This window comes from Achromobacter ruhlandii, assembly GCF_902859695.1.
GTDB classification, from domain to species: domain Bacteria; phylum Pseudomonadota; class Gammaproteobacteria; order Burkholderiales; family Burkholderiaceae_B; genus Achromobacter; species Achromobacter ruhlandii.
On the sequence record NZ_CADIJL010000003.1, the window covers coordinates 137,416 to 152,165 of the forward strand.

Below are 14,750 nucleotides of genomic sequence, written 5' to 3' on the forward strand. Positions count from 1 at the left end.
GCGCTGCAATTTAGCACGACTGTGCGAAAAAAGGTTTGGCCATTCCTGAAGCCGGCAAAAAAAACGGACAGCCTGGGCTGTCCGGAATGTGAGGCGTGCCGCCGTAGCCGGCGGCCTCTGGCAATCAGGCCTGGGCGGCCTTGAATTCCAGGCGGAACTTGTGCAGCAGCGGTTCGGTGTAGCCATTGGGCTGGGTCAGGCCTTCGAACACCAGGGCGCAGGCGGCCTTGAACGCCAGCGAACGGTCGAAGTTGCCGGCCATCGGCAGGTAGTGGGGATCGCCGGCGTTCTGGCCGTCGACTACCTTGGCCATGCGCTTGAAGGTCTCCATGACCTGGTCGTTGTTGGTCACGCCGTGGCGCAGCCAGTTGGCGATGTGCTGGCTGGAAATGCGCAGCGTGGCGCGGTCTTCCATGAGGCCGACGTTATGGATGTCCGGCACCTTGGAGCAGCCCACGCCCTGGTCGATCCAGCGGACCACGTAGCCCAGGATGCCCTGCACGTTGTTGTCCAGCTCCTGCTGGATATCGGCGGCGGACCACTTGGAACGGTCGCCCACCGGCACCGTCAGCAGGCCGGCCAGCAGTTCGTCGCGCACGCTGTCGAGCTTGGTGCGTTCGAGTTCCTGCTGGACCGCCTGCACGTCCACCTGGTGGTAGTGCAGCGCGTGCAGCGTCGCGGCGGTGGGCGAGGGCACCCAGGCCGTATTGGCGCCGGCCTTGGGGTGCGCGATTTTCTGCTCGAGCATGGCGGCCATCAGGTCGGGCATGGCCCACATGCCCTTGCCGATCTGGGCGCGGCCGCGCAGGCCTGCGTCCAGGCCGACCAGCACGTTGTTGCGCTCGTAGGCGGTGATCCAGGCGGTGGACTTCATGTCGCCCTTGCGCAGCATCGGACCGGCCTCCATGCTGGAGTGCATTTCGTCGCCGGTGCGATCGAGAAAGCCCGTGTTGATGAACGCCACGCGCGCCGCCGCGGCCGCGATGCAGGCCTTGAGGTTGATGCTGGTGCGGCGCTCCTCGTCCATGATGCCCATTTTCAGGGTGTGGCGCGGCAGCGCCAGGAGATCTTCAACGCGGTCGAACAGCTCGCTGGCGAAGGCGGCTTCGGCGGGGCCGTGCATCTTGGGCTTGACGATGTAGACAGAGCCGGTGCGCGAATTGAGCTTGCGCTCACGGTCGTGCAGCGCCGCCAGGCTGGTGACGACGGCGTCGAGGATGCCTTCCGGGATCTCCTGGCCGTCGCGGTCGAGCACGGCCGGGTTGGTCATGAGGTGGCCAACGTTGCGCACGAACATCAGCGAGCGGCCATGCAGCGTCAGCGCCGAGCCGTCCGGACGCGTGTACTGGCGGTCGGGATTGAGCTTGCGGGTGAAGGTCTTGCCGCCCTTGGTGACGTCCTCGGTGAGGTCGCCCTTCATCAGGCCGAGCCAGTTGCGGTAGATGTGAACCTTGTCGTCCGCGTCGACCGCGGCAACCGAGTCCTCGCAATCCATGATGGTGGTCAGCGCGGCCTCAATCAACACGTCCTTGACCCCGGCGGCATCCGTGGCGCCAATGGCGTGGGCGCGATCGACCTGGATCTCGAAATGCAGGCCATTGTTCTTGAGCAGGATGGCGCTGGGTGCCGCGGCGTCGCCCTGGTAGCCAAGGAACTGGGCCGGCGTCTTGAGCGTGGTGGCGCCGTTGGCAAGCGCCACCTTGAGCTGTCCGTTCTCGACCGAGTAGCCGTGGGCGTCGGCGTGCGACCCCTGTGCCAGCGGCGCCGCGCCATCCAGGAAGGCGCGGGCGCGGGCGATGACGGCGCGGCCGCGTTCCGGGTTGTAGCCGGCGCCGTTGTCGCCGGGCGTGGCGGGAATCGCGTCGGTGCCGTACAGCGCGTCGTACAGGCTGCCCCAGCGCGCGTTGGCGGCATTCAGGGCGTAGCGGGAGTTGGACACCGGCACCACCAGTTGCGGCCCGGCCTGGTGCGAGATTTCGGTGTCGACGTTGTCGGTGGTGGCGCGCACGCTGGCCGGCTGCGGCAGCAGGTAGCCGATGCTTTCCAGGAACTGGCGATAGGCGGCCGGGTCGGCGATGGGGCCGGGGTGGGCGCGATGCCAGCGGTCGAGCTCAGCCTGCAGGCGATCGCGTTCGGCCAGCAGGGCGCGGTTCTTGGGCGCCAGGTCGTGTACCAGGGCCGCGAACCCTTTCCAGAACGCGTCGGCGTCCAGGCCGGAGCCGGGCAGCGCCTCTTGTTCGATGAACTGGCTGAGATTGGCCGCCACTTGCAGGCCGTGGTGCTGGATGCGTTGAGTCATGCGGGTCTCTGACGATTGGAGGTCTGGGCGGCGCGCGCGCCGGGCGAATCTGTCCGTACATCATCGTTCGCGTGCGCCGCAAAGTCCATATCAAAACCCGCTGGTCATACCAGTTTGTTCGCGGACTGCTGGGCAAACATCGTTTTTTTATGGTTTTATATCAGCTACTTACGAAGGTGGAATCTGGCAGGCTGCTTGGTATGCGTGCTTGGTCATACCACTGGCGCGGAGAGCCCATGCACGCGGAAACTGAAGCAAAACCCCGCCAGGTGGCGGATGAAGTAGCGGAGCGCATCGAACGCCTGATCCTGGACGGTGTCCTGAAGGCCGGCCAGGCGCTGCCGTCGGAACGGCGGCTGACCGAGAAGCTGGGCGTGTCGCGTACCGCGTTGCGCGAAGGCCTGAAGCTGCTGCGCGCCCGGGAAATCATCCACACCTCGCAAGGCAAGGGCTCGTTCGTGGCCCGTATCTCGAAGGTGGATGCCGGTCCGCTGATGCACCTGTTCAATTCGCAGCCGCGCACGCTGTACGACCTGCTGGAAGTGCGCTCGCTGCTGGAAGCGGATTCGGCGCGGCTGGCGGCCTTGCGCGGCACCGAGGCCGACTTCATCATGATCCGCCGTCGTTACGACGAGATGGTGAACGCCCAGGCCGCCGACACCGCCACGCACGCGCACCTGGATCATGCCTTCCACCTGGCCATCTGCGAGGCTTCGCACAACCCGGTGCTGGTGCACACGCTGCAGTCGCTCAATGACCTGATGCTTGGTTCCGTGTTCGCCTGTGTCAACAATCTGTACCACCGCGAACCCGAGAAGCGCCAGATCGACAAGCAGCATGCGCGGCTGTTCAACGCCGTTATTGGCCGCCAGCCGGAGCAGGCGCGCCGCGCCGCGGCCGACCATGTCGACAGCGTGCGGCAGAACCTGGCCGAGATCGAGCAGGAAGAGCAGCGCCTGGTGCGGGCGACGCTGCGCCTGGAGGGCTGGACTTAGCGTTAGCGGTCTTCGGTCATGGCGTTGGCCAGCGCCAGCGGCTTGCCGGCGTAGACGCGGCCGAAGCGGTTGCCCAGCAGGGCTTCCAGCGCGATCTGTTCCTGGCCCACGAAACCGCGCTGCGGCAACACGCCCTGTGCCACCAGATCCAGCGCCGCGCAGATGCCGGCCGCCGTCGACAACTGGATCGCGCTGAGGCGATGGCCGTCGACATCGGCGCCGAACACGCGGATGGGATACGACTCTTCTTCCAGCCGGCCGTGGCGATGGCCCGATGCCTGCGCCTGGATGACGATCACGTCCTGCTCGGTGGTGGGAATGGCGGTTTCGAAGATGTCCTTGAGCAGATCGCGGCGGTCACGCAGGCGCAGGTCATTGAGCAGCAGCTTCATGAGGTTGCAGTGGCCCGGATAGCGTACCGACTTGTAGTCGACATTGCGGGCGCGGCCCAGCAGGGTCGCGGGCAGCGTGCCCAGGCCGCCCGAGGTGTTGAAGGCCTCGTACTCGACCCCATCCAGCGCGAAGGTCTCGTAGCCTTCGAGCGCCGGCACGCTGGTCAACCGGCCGTCAACGATGGCCTCGCACGGATTGCAGTATTCGTTGATCAACCCTTCCGTGCTCCAGGTCAGGTTGTAGCGCAGGCTGTTGGAGGGGTAGCGCGGCAATGCGCCCACGCGCATGCGCAGGTCCAGCAAGGTGTCAAAGCGTCGCGCCAGCGCGTTGCCGACGATGCCGATGAAACCCGGCGCCAGGCCGCATTGCGGCATCAAGACGGCGCGGGCATCGCCGGCCAGCGCCTGGATGGCGTGCGTGCTGGCGACATCCTCGGTCAGGTCGAAATAGTGCACACCGGCCTGCGCGCACAGTTGCGCGACGGCGATGGCGCGATGAAACGGCAAGGCGTTGACGACCGCATAGCGGCCCTCGATGCAGCGGGCCAGTGACGCATCGTCACTGATCTGGCGCGTGTCGCAGCCCAGTTCCGCGACAACACTTAGGCGCGCCGGGTCCTGGTCGGCGACCAGGACCGAATAGTCGCCGCTGCGCTCAAGCATCAAGGCAATGGCGAAACCGATTTTTCCGGCGCCCAGGAGGAGGACGGGCTTGGGGGAGGGGGACATGGTGCGGCTCCTGCATAGAGGGGGGATGGGTTGGCCTCATCCTATGCGTGGGCGCTGTCGATTTGTAGATACCAAAGCGTCGTAACGGTTATATCTAACGTCGTTATGACTTAATTGAATGCCGAAACGTCAAAAAGAAAAGCCCTCCGGGTGAGGCCGGAGGGCTTTTGGGGGGCGAGTGCCAGGGCCTGGAAGCCAGGCCATGCAATCAGCTGCCCATGGGGGGGTAGTCCATGTTGCCGAAGGTGACCAGGCCTTCCGCCTTGGCTTGGGCCAGTTCGGTCTGGACCTGGCTGCGGCTCAGCGACGTGGTGCTGGCGGCGTGGGCGACGGGCGGGTAGTCCATGTTGCCGAAGGTGACTTCACCGGCGTTCTTGGCCTGGGCAAGCTGTTCTTGCACTTGCTGCGAGGTCAGGCTGGACTTCTGGGCGATGGCGGCGGGGTAGCCTTCTTCGCCGAAGGTGTACTGGCCGGAAACCTTGGCTTGTTGCAGTTCGGCCTGGACCTGGGCGCGCGTCGGGCCTTGGTCGGCTTCAGCGGCTTGGGCGCCAGCGGCGGCCAGAACGGACATGGACAGCATCAAAGCGGTAGCAAGGGTTTTCATAGCAGACCTCCATATGTCTTGAGCTTGGGATCCGATCCTCTGGCCTGATTGCCGGGGGTCGCTTGCTGTGTCCCGATGAGTTGCATTCTCGGCCCAAATAACCTTGGGATAAACCCTTATTCCCTGAAAACATCTTTCCAAAATGAATACTAATCACGATGGAACTTACCAAATGGCACCATAGGTGGCGATATTTCCATTTGATGACGCAATAGGTAGTGGTCGCAGGAGAGATCGGGCGGGGAGGGGCGAGGGCCGGACCCGCGATGGGGCGCACGCGGCAGAGCCAGGCGTGCCGGGAACAGAGGCGAGGACGGGGGAGATTCCGCAGCGCAAGCGAGGGGCAGCGCGCGCCACCCCGGGACGATGCCCCGGGGGCGGATCAAGGGGGAGGGATCAGCGGTTCAGGTCGGCCAGCGCGGCGTCGTATTCGGCACGGGCCTCATCCAGCTTGCGTTGGGCCTTGTCGATCTTTTCCTGCTTGCCCTTGGCGCGGGCGGCCTTGAGTTCGTCTTCGCGCTCGGACACCTTGTTCTGCTTGTCGCGCACATCGGCCTCGCGTTGCGATTGCAGGCGGCTGTCAGTGCAGTACGCCTTGGCCTCGGCCAGCGCCCTCTGCAAGCCGGCCACCCGGTGCGTGTTGCCGTGGGCGCGCGCGTAGGTGATTTCGTTCTCGAGACGGCAGAACTTGGCGGCGCAGCCCCGTTGCGCCGAGCAATCGGTGGTGGCCTGGGCGTGAGCCGGCAGGGCGCCGAGCAGGGCGCTGGCCGAAGCAAAGGCCAGCAGGGTTTTGGTCAGAGCGGACATCGGTGACTCCGTAAAGCATGTCGGAGCGGCCATCATCTCCCAAGCATGGCGCGTCCGCAATGCGCCGGATCAGCCGATCAGGGTGCCCGCGAGCGCCGCCGCGACCAGGATCGCACCCAGCCAGAGGTTGGCGCGGAACAGCATGAAGTTGCGATCCGGACGCTGGATATCGAACACTTTCAACTGCCACGCCAGGTGCACGGCGATCGCCGCCATGCCGACGTAATAGGCCCACGACATGCCGATGGCAAAGCCGCCCCAGGCCCACAAAATCACGGTGCCAAGATAGAAGCCGCCAATCCATAACTTGCCCTGGTCGCCGAAGCGCATGGCCGTGGAATGCAGGCCCAGGCTGCGGTCATCGCGCACATCGACGTAGGCATAGATGCTGTCGTAACCCACCTGCCACAGCACCGCGCCGAACCACATCGCGATGGCCGCCAGGGGCACATGGTTCTGCGTATCCGACCACGCCATCAGCATGCCCCAGTTGAAGCAGATGCCCAGCACCACCTGCGGCCAGTAGGTCACGCGCTTGCACAGCGGATAGATGAAAACGAACGGCAGAACGGCCACGGCGAGCCAGCGACTCATGCCATTCAGGAAGAACAAAAGCGACCCACAGACCACCAATTGGCCCAGCAAAAACCAGACCGCATTACGCATGCTGAGCTGCCCGCTGGTCAGCGGACGGAAGCGCGTGCGTTCGACGTGCTTGTCAAAGTTGCGATCGCACATGTCGTTGACGGTGCAGCCGATGCCGCGCATCAGTAGCGCGCCCAGCGAGAACACCACCAGGCGTTGCAGGTCGGGCAGGCCGCCGGCAGCCTGGACCAGCGCGGCGATACAGGGCAGCAGTGTCAGCCAGGTGCCGATGGGGCGATCGAGCCGGCACAGGCGGGCGTAGGGCCGCCACGATTTGGGCAGCCAACGTTCGACCCAGTCGGTGAAAACAATGTCGCTGAGGTCGACGGGAGAGGATTGCGGAGCGCTCACTGTCACGGCGAAAGAAAAGGGAGGAAAGCCGACAGCATAAAACAACGGCCGGGCAATGCGCCCGGCCGTGCGACCGTCAAGCCTGGTCAGGACCCGGTTTTCAGGCCGTGTATTCCTTGAGCAGCTTGCCCAGGATGGCGATGCCGGTGCGGATCTTGTCTTCCGGCACCGTGGCGAAGCTCAGGCGCAGCGTGTTGGCGCGGCCGGCGCCGCTGTAGAACGGCGCGCCCGGCACGAACGCGACGTTCTGGGCGATGGCCTTTTCCAGCAGCTTGGTGCTGTCGATGTGCTCGGGCAGCGTCACCCAGATGAACATGCCGCCTTCGGGCTTGGTCCAGCTGACGGTGGCGGGAAATTCGCGCGCGATGGCGTCCAACATGCAGCTGCCCTGGGCGCGGTAGATCTCGCGCACGTTGGGCAGGTGCTCTTCGAGGAAGCCGTCCTTGACGATTTCGTACACGGCCATCTGGGTCAGCGTGGGCGTGTGCAGGTCGGTGGCCTGCTTGGCCTGCACCAGCTTGTTGATCAGCGGACGGGCGGCGGCGATGTAGCCCAGGCGCAGGCCGGGGGCCAGCACCTTGGAGAACGTGCCCAGGCGCACGACGTTGGCGCCGTATTCGGCGGCCAGGGCGATCAGGCCCGGCTGCGGTTCGCCGGCGTAGCGCAGTTCACCGTAGGGATCGTCCTCGATGATGGTCAGGCCGAGCTCGGCGGCGCGCTTGACCAGCGCGATGCGGCGTTCCAGGCTGAGGGTGCGGCCGGTGGGGTTCTGGAAGTTGGGCAGCGCGTACAGGAAGCGGGCGCCGGCGGCCAGCTCGGGGGTGATGGCCTCGGGAATCAGGCCGCCGTCATCGGTGGGCACCGGCACGTACTTGGGCTGGTACAGGCTGAACGACTGCAGGGCGCCCAGGTAGCTGGGGTCTTCGACCAGCACCTTGCTGTCCTTGTCGACCAGCACCTTGCCCAGCAGGTCCAGCGCCTGCTGCGAGCCCGAGACGATCAGGACCTGGTCGGCGGCGACGTGGGCGCCGGCGCGGTTCAGGTCGTCGGCGACCCATTGGCGCAGCGGCGCGTAGCCTTCGGTGGGGCCGTATTGCAAGGCCGCGCGGCCGTTGGTGGACAGTACCTTGTCGAATGCCGCACGCACCACTTCCACCGGGAAGCCGCCGGGCGCCGGCAGGCCGCCTGCGAACGAAATGACTTCGGGCCGCTCGGTGACCTTGAGGATCTCGCGGATCGCGGAGCTGGTGAGTTGCAGGGCGCGTTCGGAAAAGGCGAACGTCGGTTCGAGAGGCTTGTCCATGGTTTGCTTCTTAATCAAGAAGGGAGTGACGGGGTGATGACAACGGCGCGGTAAAGACGTTACTGCGTAAACTATTGTCCCACAGCGTGGCAAGGCGGCCCCTTTATCGTGGGCAGCCCCTAAAATCACTTGCATCGATAATCGCCTGTACAGTTACATTTAGATATATGTTTGAAGCCGCCCCGATCACCGCCGACTCCAAGGCCGCGCTGTACGCCGAACTGGCCAAGCAGGCCCGCGCCCTGCTGGACGGCGAGCACGACCGCATCGCCAATGCCGCCAACCTGAGCGCGCTGGCCTACCAGGCGCTGCCCGACCTGAACTGGGTCGGGTTCTATCTGTTCGACGGCACCGAGCTGGTGCTGGGCCCGTTCCAGGGCAAGCCGGCCTGCGTGCGCATTCCGCTCAATCGCGGCGTGTGCGGCGCGGCCGCCAGCCAGCGCCAGACGCAGCTGGTGCCGGACGTGCACGCGTTCCCCGGCCACATCGCCTGCGACGCGGCCTCGCGTTCCGAGATCGTGGTGCCGCTGGTGCACCAGGGCGAGTTGATCGGCGTGTGGGACGTGGACAGCCCGGTGCCGGACCGCTTCGACGAAGACGATCGCCAGGGCATGGAAGCGCTGTGCGCGATCTTCCTGGCCAGCCTGCGTTGACAGCGTGGCGGCGGCCCGGTAGATTTGCGCATCGGTCGCCCGCGGCCGGTTTCAACCCTTTATTCCATTCATGATTCCTCAGGCCATCCAGTCCGCTTTCCTGTTCCGCGCCCTCGGCGTGGCGACGGTTTGCGCCGGCCTGAAATCCAAAAAACAGCCGCTCATCTGACCGGAGCATGCTGTTCCGTCAGATGGGCGACGGAACAGCGGCCTCACGGCGGCGCCACGGCGCCTTCGCGCGCACCCCCTGGTATCCCGAGCACTTCTGTACGGCCCAACCACGGTCCGCTTACACCGAAGGAGTGTTCATGCAAACTCATCAATCCCCGTTCCAAGGCGTCTGGATCCCCCTGGTGACGCCGTTTTCCGGCGGCGCCGTCGATGGCGGGGCCTTGCGCCGGCTGGTGCGCCATTTCAAGGCCGCGGGCGTCGACGGCCTGGTCGTCTGCGGCAGCACGGGCGAAGCCGCGGCGCTCGATGACGCCGAGCAGCTGGCGGTGCTGGACGCCGTGCTGAACGAGGCCGGCGCCATGCCGGTGGTGATGGGCCTGGCGGGCAATCACCAGGGGCACGTGCTGCAGCGGCTGGCCGCGTTCGGCACCCGGCCGCTGGCCGGCATCCTGGCGCCGGCGCCTTACTACGTGCGCCCGGGCCAGGACGGCGCGGCCGCTTATTTCCGCAGCCTGGCCGATGCCTCGCGCTTTCCCCTGGTGCTGTACGACATTCCCTATCGCACAGGTACAACGCTGGAGACCGCGACATTGCTGTCGCTGGCCGCGCATCCGAACATCGCCGCGATCAAGGACTGCGGCGGTTCGCTCGACAAGACCCTGGCGCTGATCGCCGACGGCAACATGAACGTGCTGGCGGGCGAGGACCTGCAATCGCTGTCGCTGCTGTGCCTGGGCGGCAGCGGCCTGATCGCGGCGGCGGCGCACATCCGTCCGGACCTGTTCGTGGCCATGTACCAGGCGGTGCGGGCGCAGCAGCTGGATCTGGCCCGCAGGCTGTTCCAGGCGCTGGCGCCGGTGATTCAACTGGCGTTCGCCGAACCCAATCCGGGACCGGTCAAGGCGCAACTGGGGCGCCAGGGGCTGTTGAGCGCGGAGCTGCGCGAGCCGATGCCGGCCGCGAGCGCGGCCCTGGCTCGGCGCATGGATGCGGCGGTAGCAGGCTTGAACCGGCAGTTTCCCTGCCAATAGGCGCAACTTCGGCCTGGGAGCGGCAGCTTTGTGGCGTCCGGATTCATTTGGTAATAAATGTCTCACCGCGCGGCTGACGGATTGCTTATGATGCGGCCATTCTCCGGGGTGAAACAAAACGTTCATGGCCCAAGCTTTTGTCGCGTTGTCCGCCTGGCAGGTCATGCTGGCGGGCCTGCTGTTCTTCGGCGGCATCTACCTGCTGTTCGGCGCGGCCACCTGGCTGCTGACCCAGTACATCCTGCCGGCGCTGGGCATCGGCCGGCCGCTCGATCCGCGGCCGCTGGCGCCGGGCCAGTTGCGCCGTGAATTCACGCAGTCGGGCGTGTCGATCCTGCTGTTCGGCACCGGCATGATCTTTCCGTGGGGCCTGCTGCAGCTGGGCTGGGCGCACCTGGATCCGGATGCCAGCTGGCAGAAAATCACGCTGGAGATCCTGGCCCTGGTGGCCTGGAACGACGTGCATTTCTGGATCAACCACCGCCTGCTGCACACCAAGCTGCTGCGCCGTTTCCACCTGCCGCACCACCGTTCGGTGGTGACGACGCCGTTCTCGACCTACAGCTTCCATCCGATCGAGGCGCTGATGCTGGGCAACGTCATCATGCTGCCGATGGTGCTGCATGATTTCAGCTTCTGGTCGCTGGCGTCGGTGCCGCTGTTCAGCCTGTTCTTCAACTGCATCGGCCACGCCAACTACGACTTCTTTCCCAACGTGTCGTATGCGCACTGGTTTGCGGCGAGCCGCCGGCATCACCTGCACCACGCCTGCTACAACGGCAATTTTGGTTTCCAGTTCACGTTCATGGACCGCCTGTTCCGCACCCGGCTGAAGGCCGAGGCGGCCGCGCCCCAGCTGGAAGCTTTCCGGCAGCGAGAATCGCTTGGCGGACGGGCTTAGCAAGACGCGCCGGCTGCCCGCGCTGCGCAACCGGCGCGATTGGCAGAGCCTGGCCTACCTGGCCGCGCTGCCCGCCCTGGCGGCGTGGCAGTGGCTGCATGGCTTCTGGTGGCCGCTGTACGCGCTGATGCTGTTCCTGACGCTGGGCATCGGCGTGATCCACCACAACCACACGCACATCCGCATGTGGCATGGCCGCTGGGCCAACCGCGCCACCGATTTCTGGATCACGCTGCTGCAGGGGCATCCCACTTTCGTGTTCTATCCGGCGCACGTGGCCAACCACCACCGCTACAGGCATGGCGCGCGCGACGTGGCACGCACCTACCGCTTCGGCGGCGACACCAATCACCTGTGGGGCTACCTGATCCATCCGGTGCAGGCCGTGTGGGTGCTGTATCCGCTGTTTTTCGCCTGGCTGGTACGGCTGCGCCGGCACTGGCCGGGCGCGTGGCGCTACTGCATGTGCCAGTACGGCGCCTGGCTGGGGCTGTGGGGCGGCCTGCTGGCGATCAATCCGGTCAAGGCGCTGGTGTTCGTCATCATCCCGCAACTGCACGGCCTGCACTGGCTGCTGGCCACCAACTACCTGCAACATGCGCACGCCGATGGCGGACCGCGCGCCGTCGCCGGCCTGAACTACGCCCGCAACTTCGAAGGACTGGTCAATCCGTTGCTGTTCAACATCGGCCTGCACACCGCGCACCACGAGAATCCGCGCGCGCACTGGTCCGAACTGACCCGGTTGCACCGCGACCACTACCGGGCCCGCGTGACGCCCGCGCTGAACGAGGGCGGCCTGACGCCCTACATGTTCCGCGTGTTCGTGCTGGGCACCTTCCTGCCGCGCTTTCGCAGCCGCTCGTGCATGGCACCCGAGCACGTGCGCTAGCGCCGCCACTCCATACCTGCCACTAGAGACCCGCCATGCCTATCGCGTTCAATCGTGTCTACCTGGAAAGCGCCGGCTATTTCATGCCGGGCGAACCCGTGTCCAACGAGGCCATGGACAGCTACATCGCGCCGCTGAACCGCATGTCCAGCCGCATCAAGAGCCGCATTCTGGCCGAGAACGGCATCAAGCAGCGCTACTACGCGATCGATGCCGAGGGCGGCACCGTCTTCACCAACGCGCAGCTGGCCGCCAACGCCATCCGCGATTGCCTGCGGCGCAATGACGGCGACCTGGCGGATGTGTCGTTGCTGACCAGCGGCTCGTCCGGCGGCGATGCGCTGATGCCGGGCTTTGCCAACATGATCCAGGGCGAGCTGGCCGCGCATCCGATGGAGACGCTGTCGGTACACGGCATCTGCGCGGCGGGCGTGTCGGCGATCCAGGTGGCGGCGCAGGGCGTCGAGATGGGCGGCCATGCCAGCGCGCTGGCGGTCGCGGCCGAGCTGCCGTCACGCCTGTTCAAGCGCTCGCGCTTTGCCGCGCGTGGTTATGACGCCGACTTCGACGCGCATTTCCTGCGCTGGATGCTGTCCGATGGCGCCGGCGCGTTGCTGCTGGGACGCGGCGGCCGGCCGTTGCCGGGCGCGTCCCAGGGCGTGCGGCTGCGCCTGAAGTGGGTGCACCAGCGCTCGTTCTCGGGCGACTATCCGGTGTGCATGCAGCTGGGCCTGTCGGCCGACCGGCAGAAGGGCCACCTGGACTATCCGTCGTGGAACGAGGCCGAGGCCGATGGCGCGCTGTCGCTGCGCCAGGACATCCGGCTGCTGCCGCACCTGTTCGACATCGGCATCCACGAGTACGCCAAGCTGGTGCGCGACGGTTGGCTGGATCCGGACCAGGTCGATCATTTCCTGTGCCACTACTCATCCGAGAAATTCATTCCGGTGGTCGAGGACCTGATGGAGAAGGCCGGCCTGGTGATCCCGCGAGAGCGCTGGTTCAGCAACCTGGCCTGGCGTGGCAACACCGGCGCGGCGTCGATCCTGATCATGCTGGCCGAGTTCCTGGAAACGCGCGAGATCAAGCCGGGCGAGCAGATCTTCTGCTACATCCCCGAGTCGGGCCGCTTCATGGCGGCCTACATGCTGCTGGAGGCCGAGGCCGCGCATGACGCCGCGCCGTCGGTGGCCGTGGGCGCCACGCCGGTCGCGGCCGGGCGCGAGGACGCCCACAGCGCCGATGCCGACGCCATCGCGCCGCCGCACGATCCGGACATGGCGCCGCAGGGCCTGGGCCAGTTGCTCACCGAACTGGCGGCGATCTGGCACGACTACCGCTCGCGCGTCTGGCGCACGCCGGTGGTGCGGCGCCTGCGCAACCGCCGCTTCGAGACCGCCGACTACCTGAACTGGATGGAGAACTGGATCCCGCAGGTGCGCGAGGGCAGCAAGTGGATGCGCGAAGGCGCGGCCTCGCTGACCGAGCAATATCAGCCGCTGGCTGCGCTGATCGACATGCATGCGGGCGAGGAGCAGAACGATTTCCAGATCCTGTTCCAGGACTACCGCACGGCCGGCGGCGCCATCGACAACATCGACGCGCTGCGTCGCAACCCCGGCGGCGAGGCGCTCAACGCCTATCTGCACAGCCTGGCCGCCACGCGCGACCCGATCGGCCTCCTGGGCGCCATCTACATCATCGAGGGCACCGGCCAGCGCATCGTGCCGGCCCTGCTGCCGTTGCTCAAGGCCAGCCTGAAGCTGCCGCCGGACGCCTTCCGCTTCCTGGAATACCATGGCCACAACGACGAGAACCACCTGGCGCGCTGGCTGACGGCGGTGGAACTGGCGCTGGACTGTGACGAGGACGGCCGCGCCGAGCAGCGTATCGTCGACACCGCGCGCCGCACGGCCGCGCTGTACCTGATGCAGTTTCATCACGTGATGGAGGATGATGCCGCATGAACAAGGAACCGGAATTCCTGGCCAAGGGCCACGATCCCGCCGATCCGAGTCCGTGGCTGGCGCTGTACCTGGATCGCAGCACGCCGCTGCCGGACAAGGTCAAGAAGGCCTGGCTGACCGATTCGAGCTGCGGCTCGCGCCAGTACCTGCTGCCGTTCCTGCGGCCGCTGGCGCGCGCCTGCATCATCCTGATCCAGGTCATCAAGACCTTCCTGCCGCGCCGCTGGTCGCATTCGCGGCTGCTGCATCGCATCCTGGCGTGGGGCCTGAAGCGCTTCGTCTCGCCAGAGGCCAACTGGCTGATCCTGCGGCATTTCCATCTGGGCGCGCAGATCCTGGCGTTCATCGCGGCCAACTCGCCGGTGCGCATCACCACCACGCCGCTCGAACCGATGGAGATCGACGATCTCAAGGACGAACTGTTCGTCAAGCACGACCTCAACCTGTTCAACTTCGTGATCCGGCTGAACCAGGCCTTGCGCGACGCGGGCGTGGAGATGCATGCGCCCGAGCGCGTGGACTTTTCGATGATCCGCGACCCGGATCTCAAGCTCGAGGACATGCCGCAGGGCAAGCTGAATTTCCTCGACCTGCAAAGCGCCATCGAGCTGTTCACGCCGCTCTACCAGCTGATGCTGACCGACAACGACTTCTGGCGCGCGGCCAATTCGCTGCAGCTGGATGAGACCATCGGCATCTACGCGGCCAAATTGCTGGGCGCGCCGCAGCACCTGATCCTGGTCAACAACAGTCATCCGCTGGTGCCCATGTCGACGCTGCGCGCCGGGTACCGGCTGGTGCTGCATGGGCTGTCGACCGAAATGCTGCACAGCCTGCTGATGGAGATGCGCGATGCGCAGCAGGGCGGCGAACCGCCCGCGCCGATCGCCTGAAAAGTGGTCGAATCCTAGCGTTGTCCCTGTAGGGCGGGTCGGGTTCGCTACGCTATAGTGCGACCCTTGTCCGCCGATTCGGGGTCGCGTGCGCGCGGCCCGGGTCTTCATTCCGGA

The 14,750-nt window shown here is 66.0% G+C and carries 13 protein-coding genes; 7 read left to right on the top strand and 6 right to left on the bottom strand.

Annotated elements, in window-relative coordinates; translation table 11 throughout:
* Positions 1–124: 124 nt before the first annotated feature.
* The gene (locus HV742_RS05040; RefSeq protein WP_175144611.1) at positions 125–2,299 is read right to left on the bottom strand and encodes a malate synthase G; all 2,175 of its coding nucleotides are present in this window, start codon (positions 2,297–2,299) and stop codon (positions 125–127) included.
* A gap of 236 nt (positions 2,300–2,535) precedes the next feature.
* Here HV742_RS05040 and glcC point away from each other — a divergent pair, with 236 nt between their 5' ends.
* The gene (gene glcC, locus HV742_RS05045) at positions 2,536–3,294 is read left to right on the top strand and encodes a transcriptional regulator GlcC (RefSeq protein ID WP_049077184.1); all 759 of its coding nucleotides are present in this window, start codon (positions 2,536–2,538) and stop codon (positions 3,292–3,294) included.
* 2 nt (positions 3,295–3,296) lie between these two features.
* Here the strand turns inward: glcC and HV742_RS05050 are convergent, their stop codons facing one another.
* The 5 genes from HV742_RS05050 to HV742_RS05070 all read right to left on the bottom strand — a co-directional run bounded on the left by HV742_RS05050 (position 3,297) and on the right by HV742_RS05070 (position 8,125).
* Complete coding sequence (locus HV742_RS05050) at positions 3,297–4,415, bottom strand: saccharopine dehydrogenase family protein (protein WP_175144612.1); 1,119 nt, start codon at positions 4,413–4,415, stop codon at positions 3,297–3,299.
* A gap of 208 nt (positions 4,416–4,623) precedes the next feature.
* Positions 4,624–5,019, bottom strand: a complete 396-nt coding sequence (locus HV742_RS05055) for a DUF4148 domain-containing protein (RefSeq protein WP_080977534.1) — start codon at positions 5,017–5,019, stop codon at positions 4,624–4,626.
* Between the two features lie 396 nt (positions 5,020–5,415).
* Positions 5,416–5,826 carry a DUF1090 domain-containing protein gene (locus tag HV742_RS05060; RefSeq protein WP_175144613.1) on the bottom strand — a complete coding sequence of 137 codons (411 nt, stop codon included), beginning with the start codon at positions 5,824–5,826 and terminating at the stop codon, positions 5,416–5,418.
* Between the two features lie 69 nt (positions 5,827–5,895).
* Positions 5,896–6,822, bottom strand: coding sequence for a 4-hydroxybenzoate octaprenyltransferase (gene ubiA / locus HV742_RS05065; RefSeq protein ID WP_049077174.1), 927 nt, complete (start codon positions 6,820–6,822; stop codon positions 5,896–5,898).
* A gap of 100 nt (positions 6,823–6,922) precedes the next feature.
* Positions 6,923–8,125, bottom strand: a complete 1,203-nt coding sequence (locus tag HV742_RS05070; protein WP_175144614.1) for an aminotransferase-like domain-containing protein — start codon at positions 8,123–8,125, stop codon at positions 6,923–6,925.
* A 167-nt stretch (positions 8,126–8,292) separates the two neighbouring features.
* On the opposite strand from HV742_RS05070, the gene HV742_RS05075 reads away from it, so the two are divergent.
* The 6 genes from HV742_RS05075 to HV742_RS05100 all read left to right on the top strand — a co-directional run bounded on the left by HV742_RS05075 (position 8,293) and on the right by HV742_RS05100 (position 14,633).
* Entirely contained in the window at positions 8,293–8,778 is a 486-nt protein-coding gene (locus HV742_RS05075; RefSeq protein WP_049077169.1) for a GAF domain-containing protein, read from the top strand.
* A 308-nt stretch (positions 8,779–9,086) separates the two neighbouring features.
* Entirely contained in the window at positions 9,087–9,980 is an 894-nt protein-coding gene (dapA, locus tag HV742_RS05080; RefSeq protein WP_175144615.1) for a 4-hydroxy-tetrahydrodipicolinate synthase, read from the top strand.
* A 124-nt stretch (positions 9,981–10,104) separates the two neighbouring features.
* Positions 10,105–10,881 carry a sterol desaturase family protein gene (locus HV742_RS05085; RefSeq protein ID WP_054419898.1) on the top strand — a complete coding sequence of 259 codons (777 nt, stop codon included), beginning with the start codon at positions 10,105–10,107 and terminating at the stop codon, positions 10,879–10,881.
* The gene (locus HV742_RS05090; protein ID WP_175144616.1) at positions 10,865–11,773 is read left to right on the top strand and encodes a fatty acid desaturase; all 909 of its coding nucleotides are present in this window, start codon (positions 10,865–10,867) and stop codon (positions 11,771–11,773) included. The genes HV742_RS05085 and HV742_RS05090 overlap by 17 nt, the downstream gene beginning before the upstream one ends.
* Before the next feature lie 35 nt (positions 11,774–11,808).
* On the top strand, positions 11,809–13,740 hold the full coding sequence (locus tag HV742_RS05095) for an iron-containing redox enzyme family protein (protein WP_175144617.1): 1,932 nt from the start codon (positions 11,809–11,811) through the stop codon (positions 13,738–13,740).
* Positions 13,737–14,633: a DUF6999 family protein gene (locus HV742_RS05100; RefSeq protein WP_049077159.1), complete on the top strand. Its 897-nt coding sequence runs from the start codon at positions 13,737–13,739 to the stop codon at positions 14,631–14,633. The genes HV742_RS05095 and HV742_RS05100 overlap by 4 nt, the downstream gene beginning before the upstream one ends.
* Positions 14,634–14,750: the final 117 nt, after the last annotated feature.

What these genes read in the sequence shown, in the direction of transcription:
- HV742_RS05085 (WP_054419898.1), top strand. Translation starts at nt 10,105, where the DNA reads ATGGCCCAAGCTTTTGTCGCGTTGTCCGCCTGGCAGGTCATGCTGGCG.
- glcC (WP_049077184.1), top strand. Translation starts at nt 2,536, where the DNA reads ATGCACGCGGAAACTGAAGCAAAACCCCGCCAGGTGGCGGATGAAGTA.
- HV742_RS05100 (WP_049077159.1), top strand. Translation starts at nt 13,737, where the DNA reads ATGAACAAGGAACCGGAATTCCTGGCCAAGGGCCACGATCCCGCCGAT.
- HV742_RS05070 (WP_175144614.1), bottom strand. Translation starts at nt 8,125, where the DNA reads ATGGACAAGCCTCTCGAACCGACGTTCGCCTTTTCCGAACGCGCCCTG.
- HV742_RS05095 (WP_175144617.1), top strand. Translation starts at nt 11,809, where the DNA reads ATGCCTATCGCGTTCAATCGTGTCTACCTGGAAAGCGCCGGCTATTTC.
- HV742_RS05075 (WP_049077169.1), top strand. Translation starts at nt 8,293, where the DNA reads ATGTTTGAAGCCGCCCCGATCACCGCCGACTCCAAGGCCGCGCTGTAC.
- HV742_RS05040 (WP_175144611.1), bottom strand. Translation starts at nt 2,299, where the DNA reads ATGACTCAACGCATCCAGCACCACGGCCTGCAAGTGGCGGCCAATCTC.
- HV742_RS05060 (WP_175144613.1), bottom strand. Translation starts at nt 5,826, where the DNA reads ATGTCCGCTCTGACCAAAACCCTGCTGGCCTTTGCTTCGGCCAGCGCC.
- HV742_RS05055 (WP_080977534.1), bottom strand. Translation starts at nt 5,019, where the DNA reads ATGAAAACCCTTGCTACCGCTTTGATGCTGTCCATGTCCGTTCTGGCC.
- dapA (WP_175144615.1), top strand. Translation starts at nt 9,087, where the DNA reads ATGCAAACTCATCAATCCCCGTTCCAAGGCGTCTGGATCCCCCTGGTG.
- HV742_RS05050 (WP_175144612.1), bottom strand. Translation starts at nt 4,415, where the DNA reads ATGTCCCCCTCCCCCAAGCCCGTCCTCCTCCTGGGCGCCGGAAAAATC.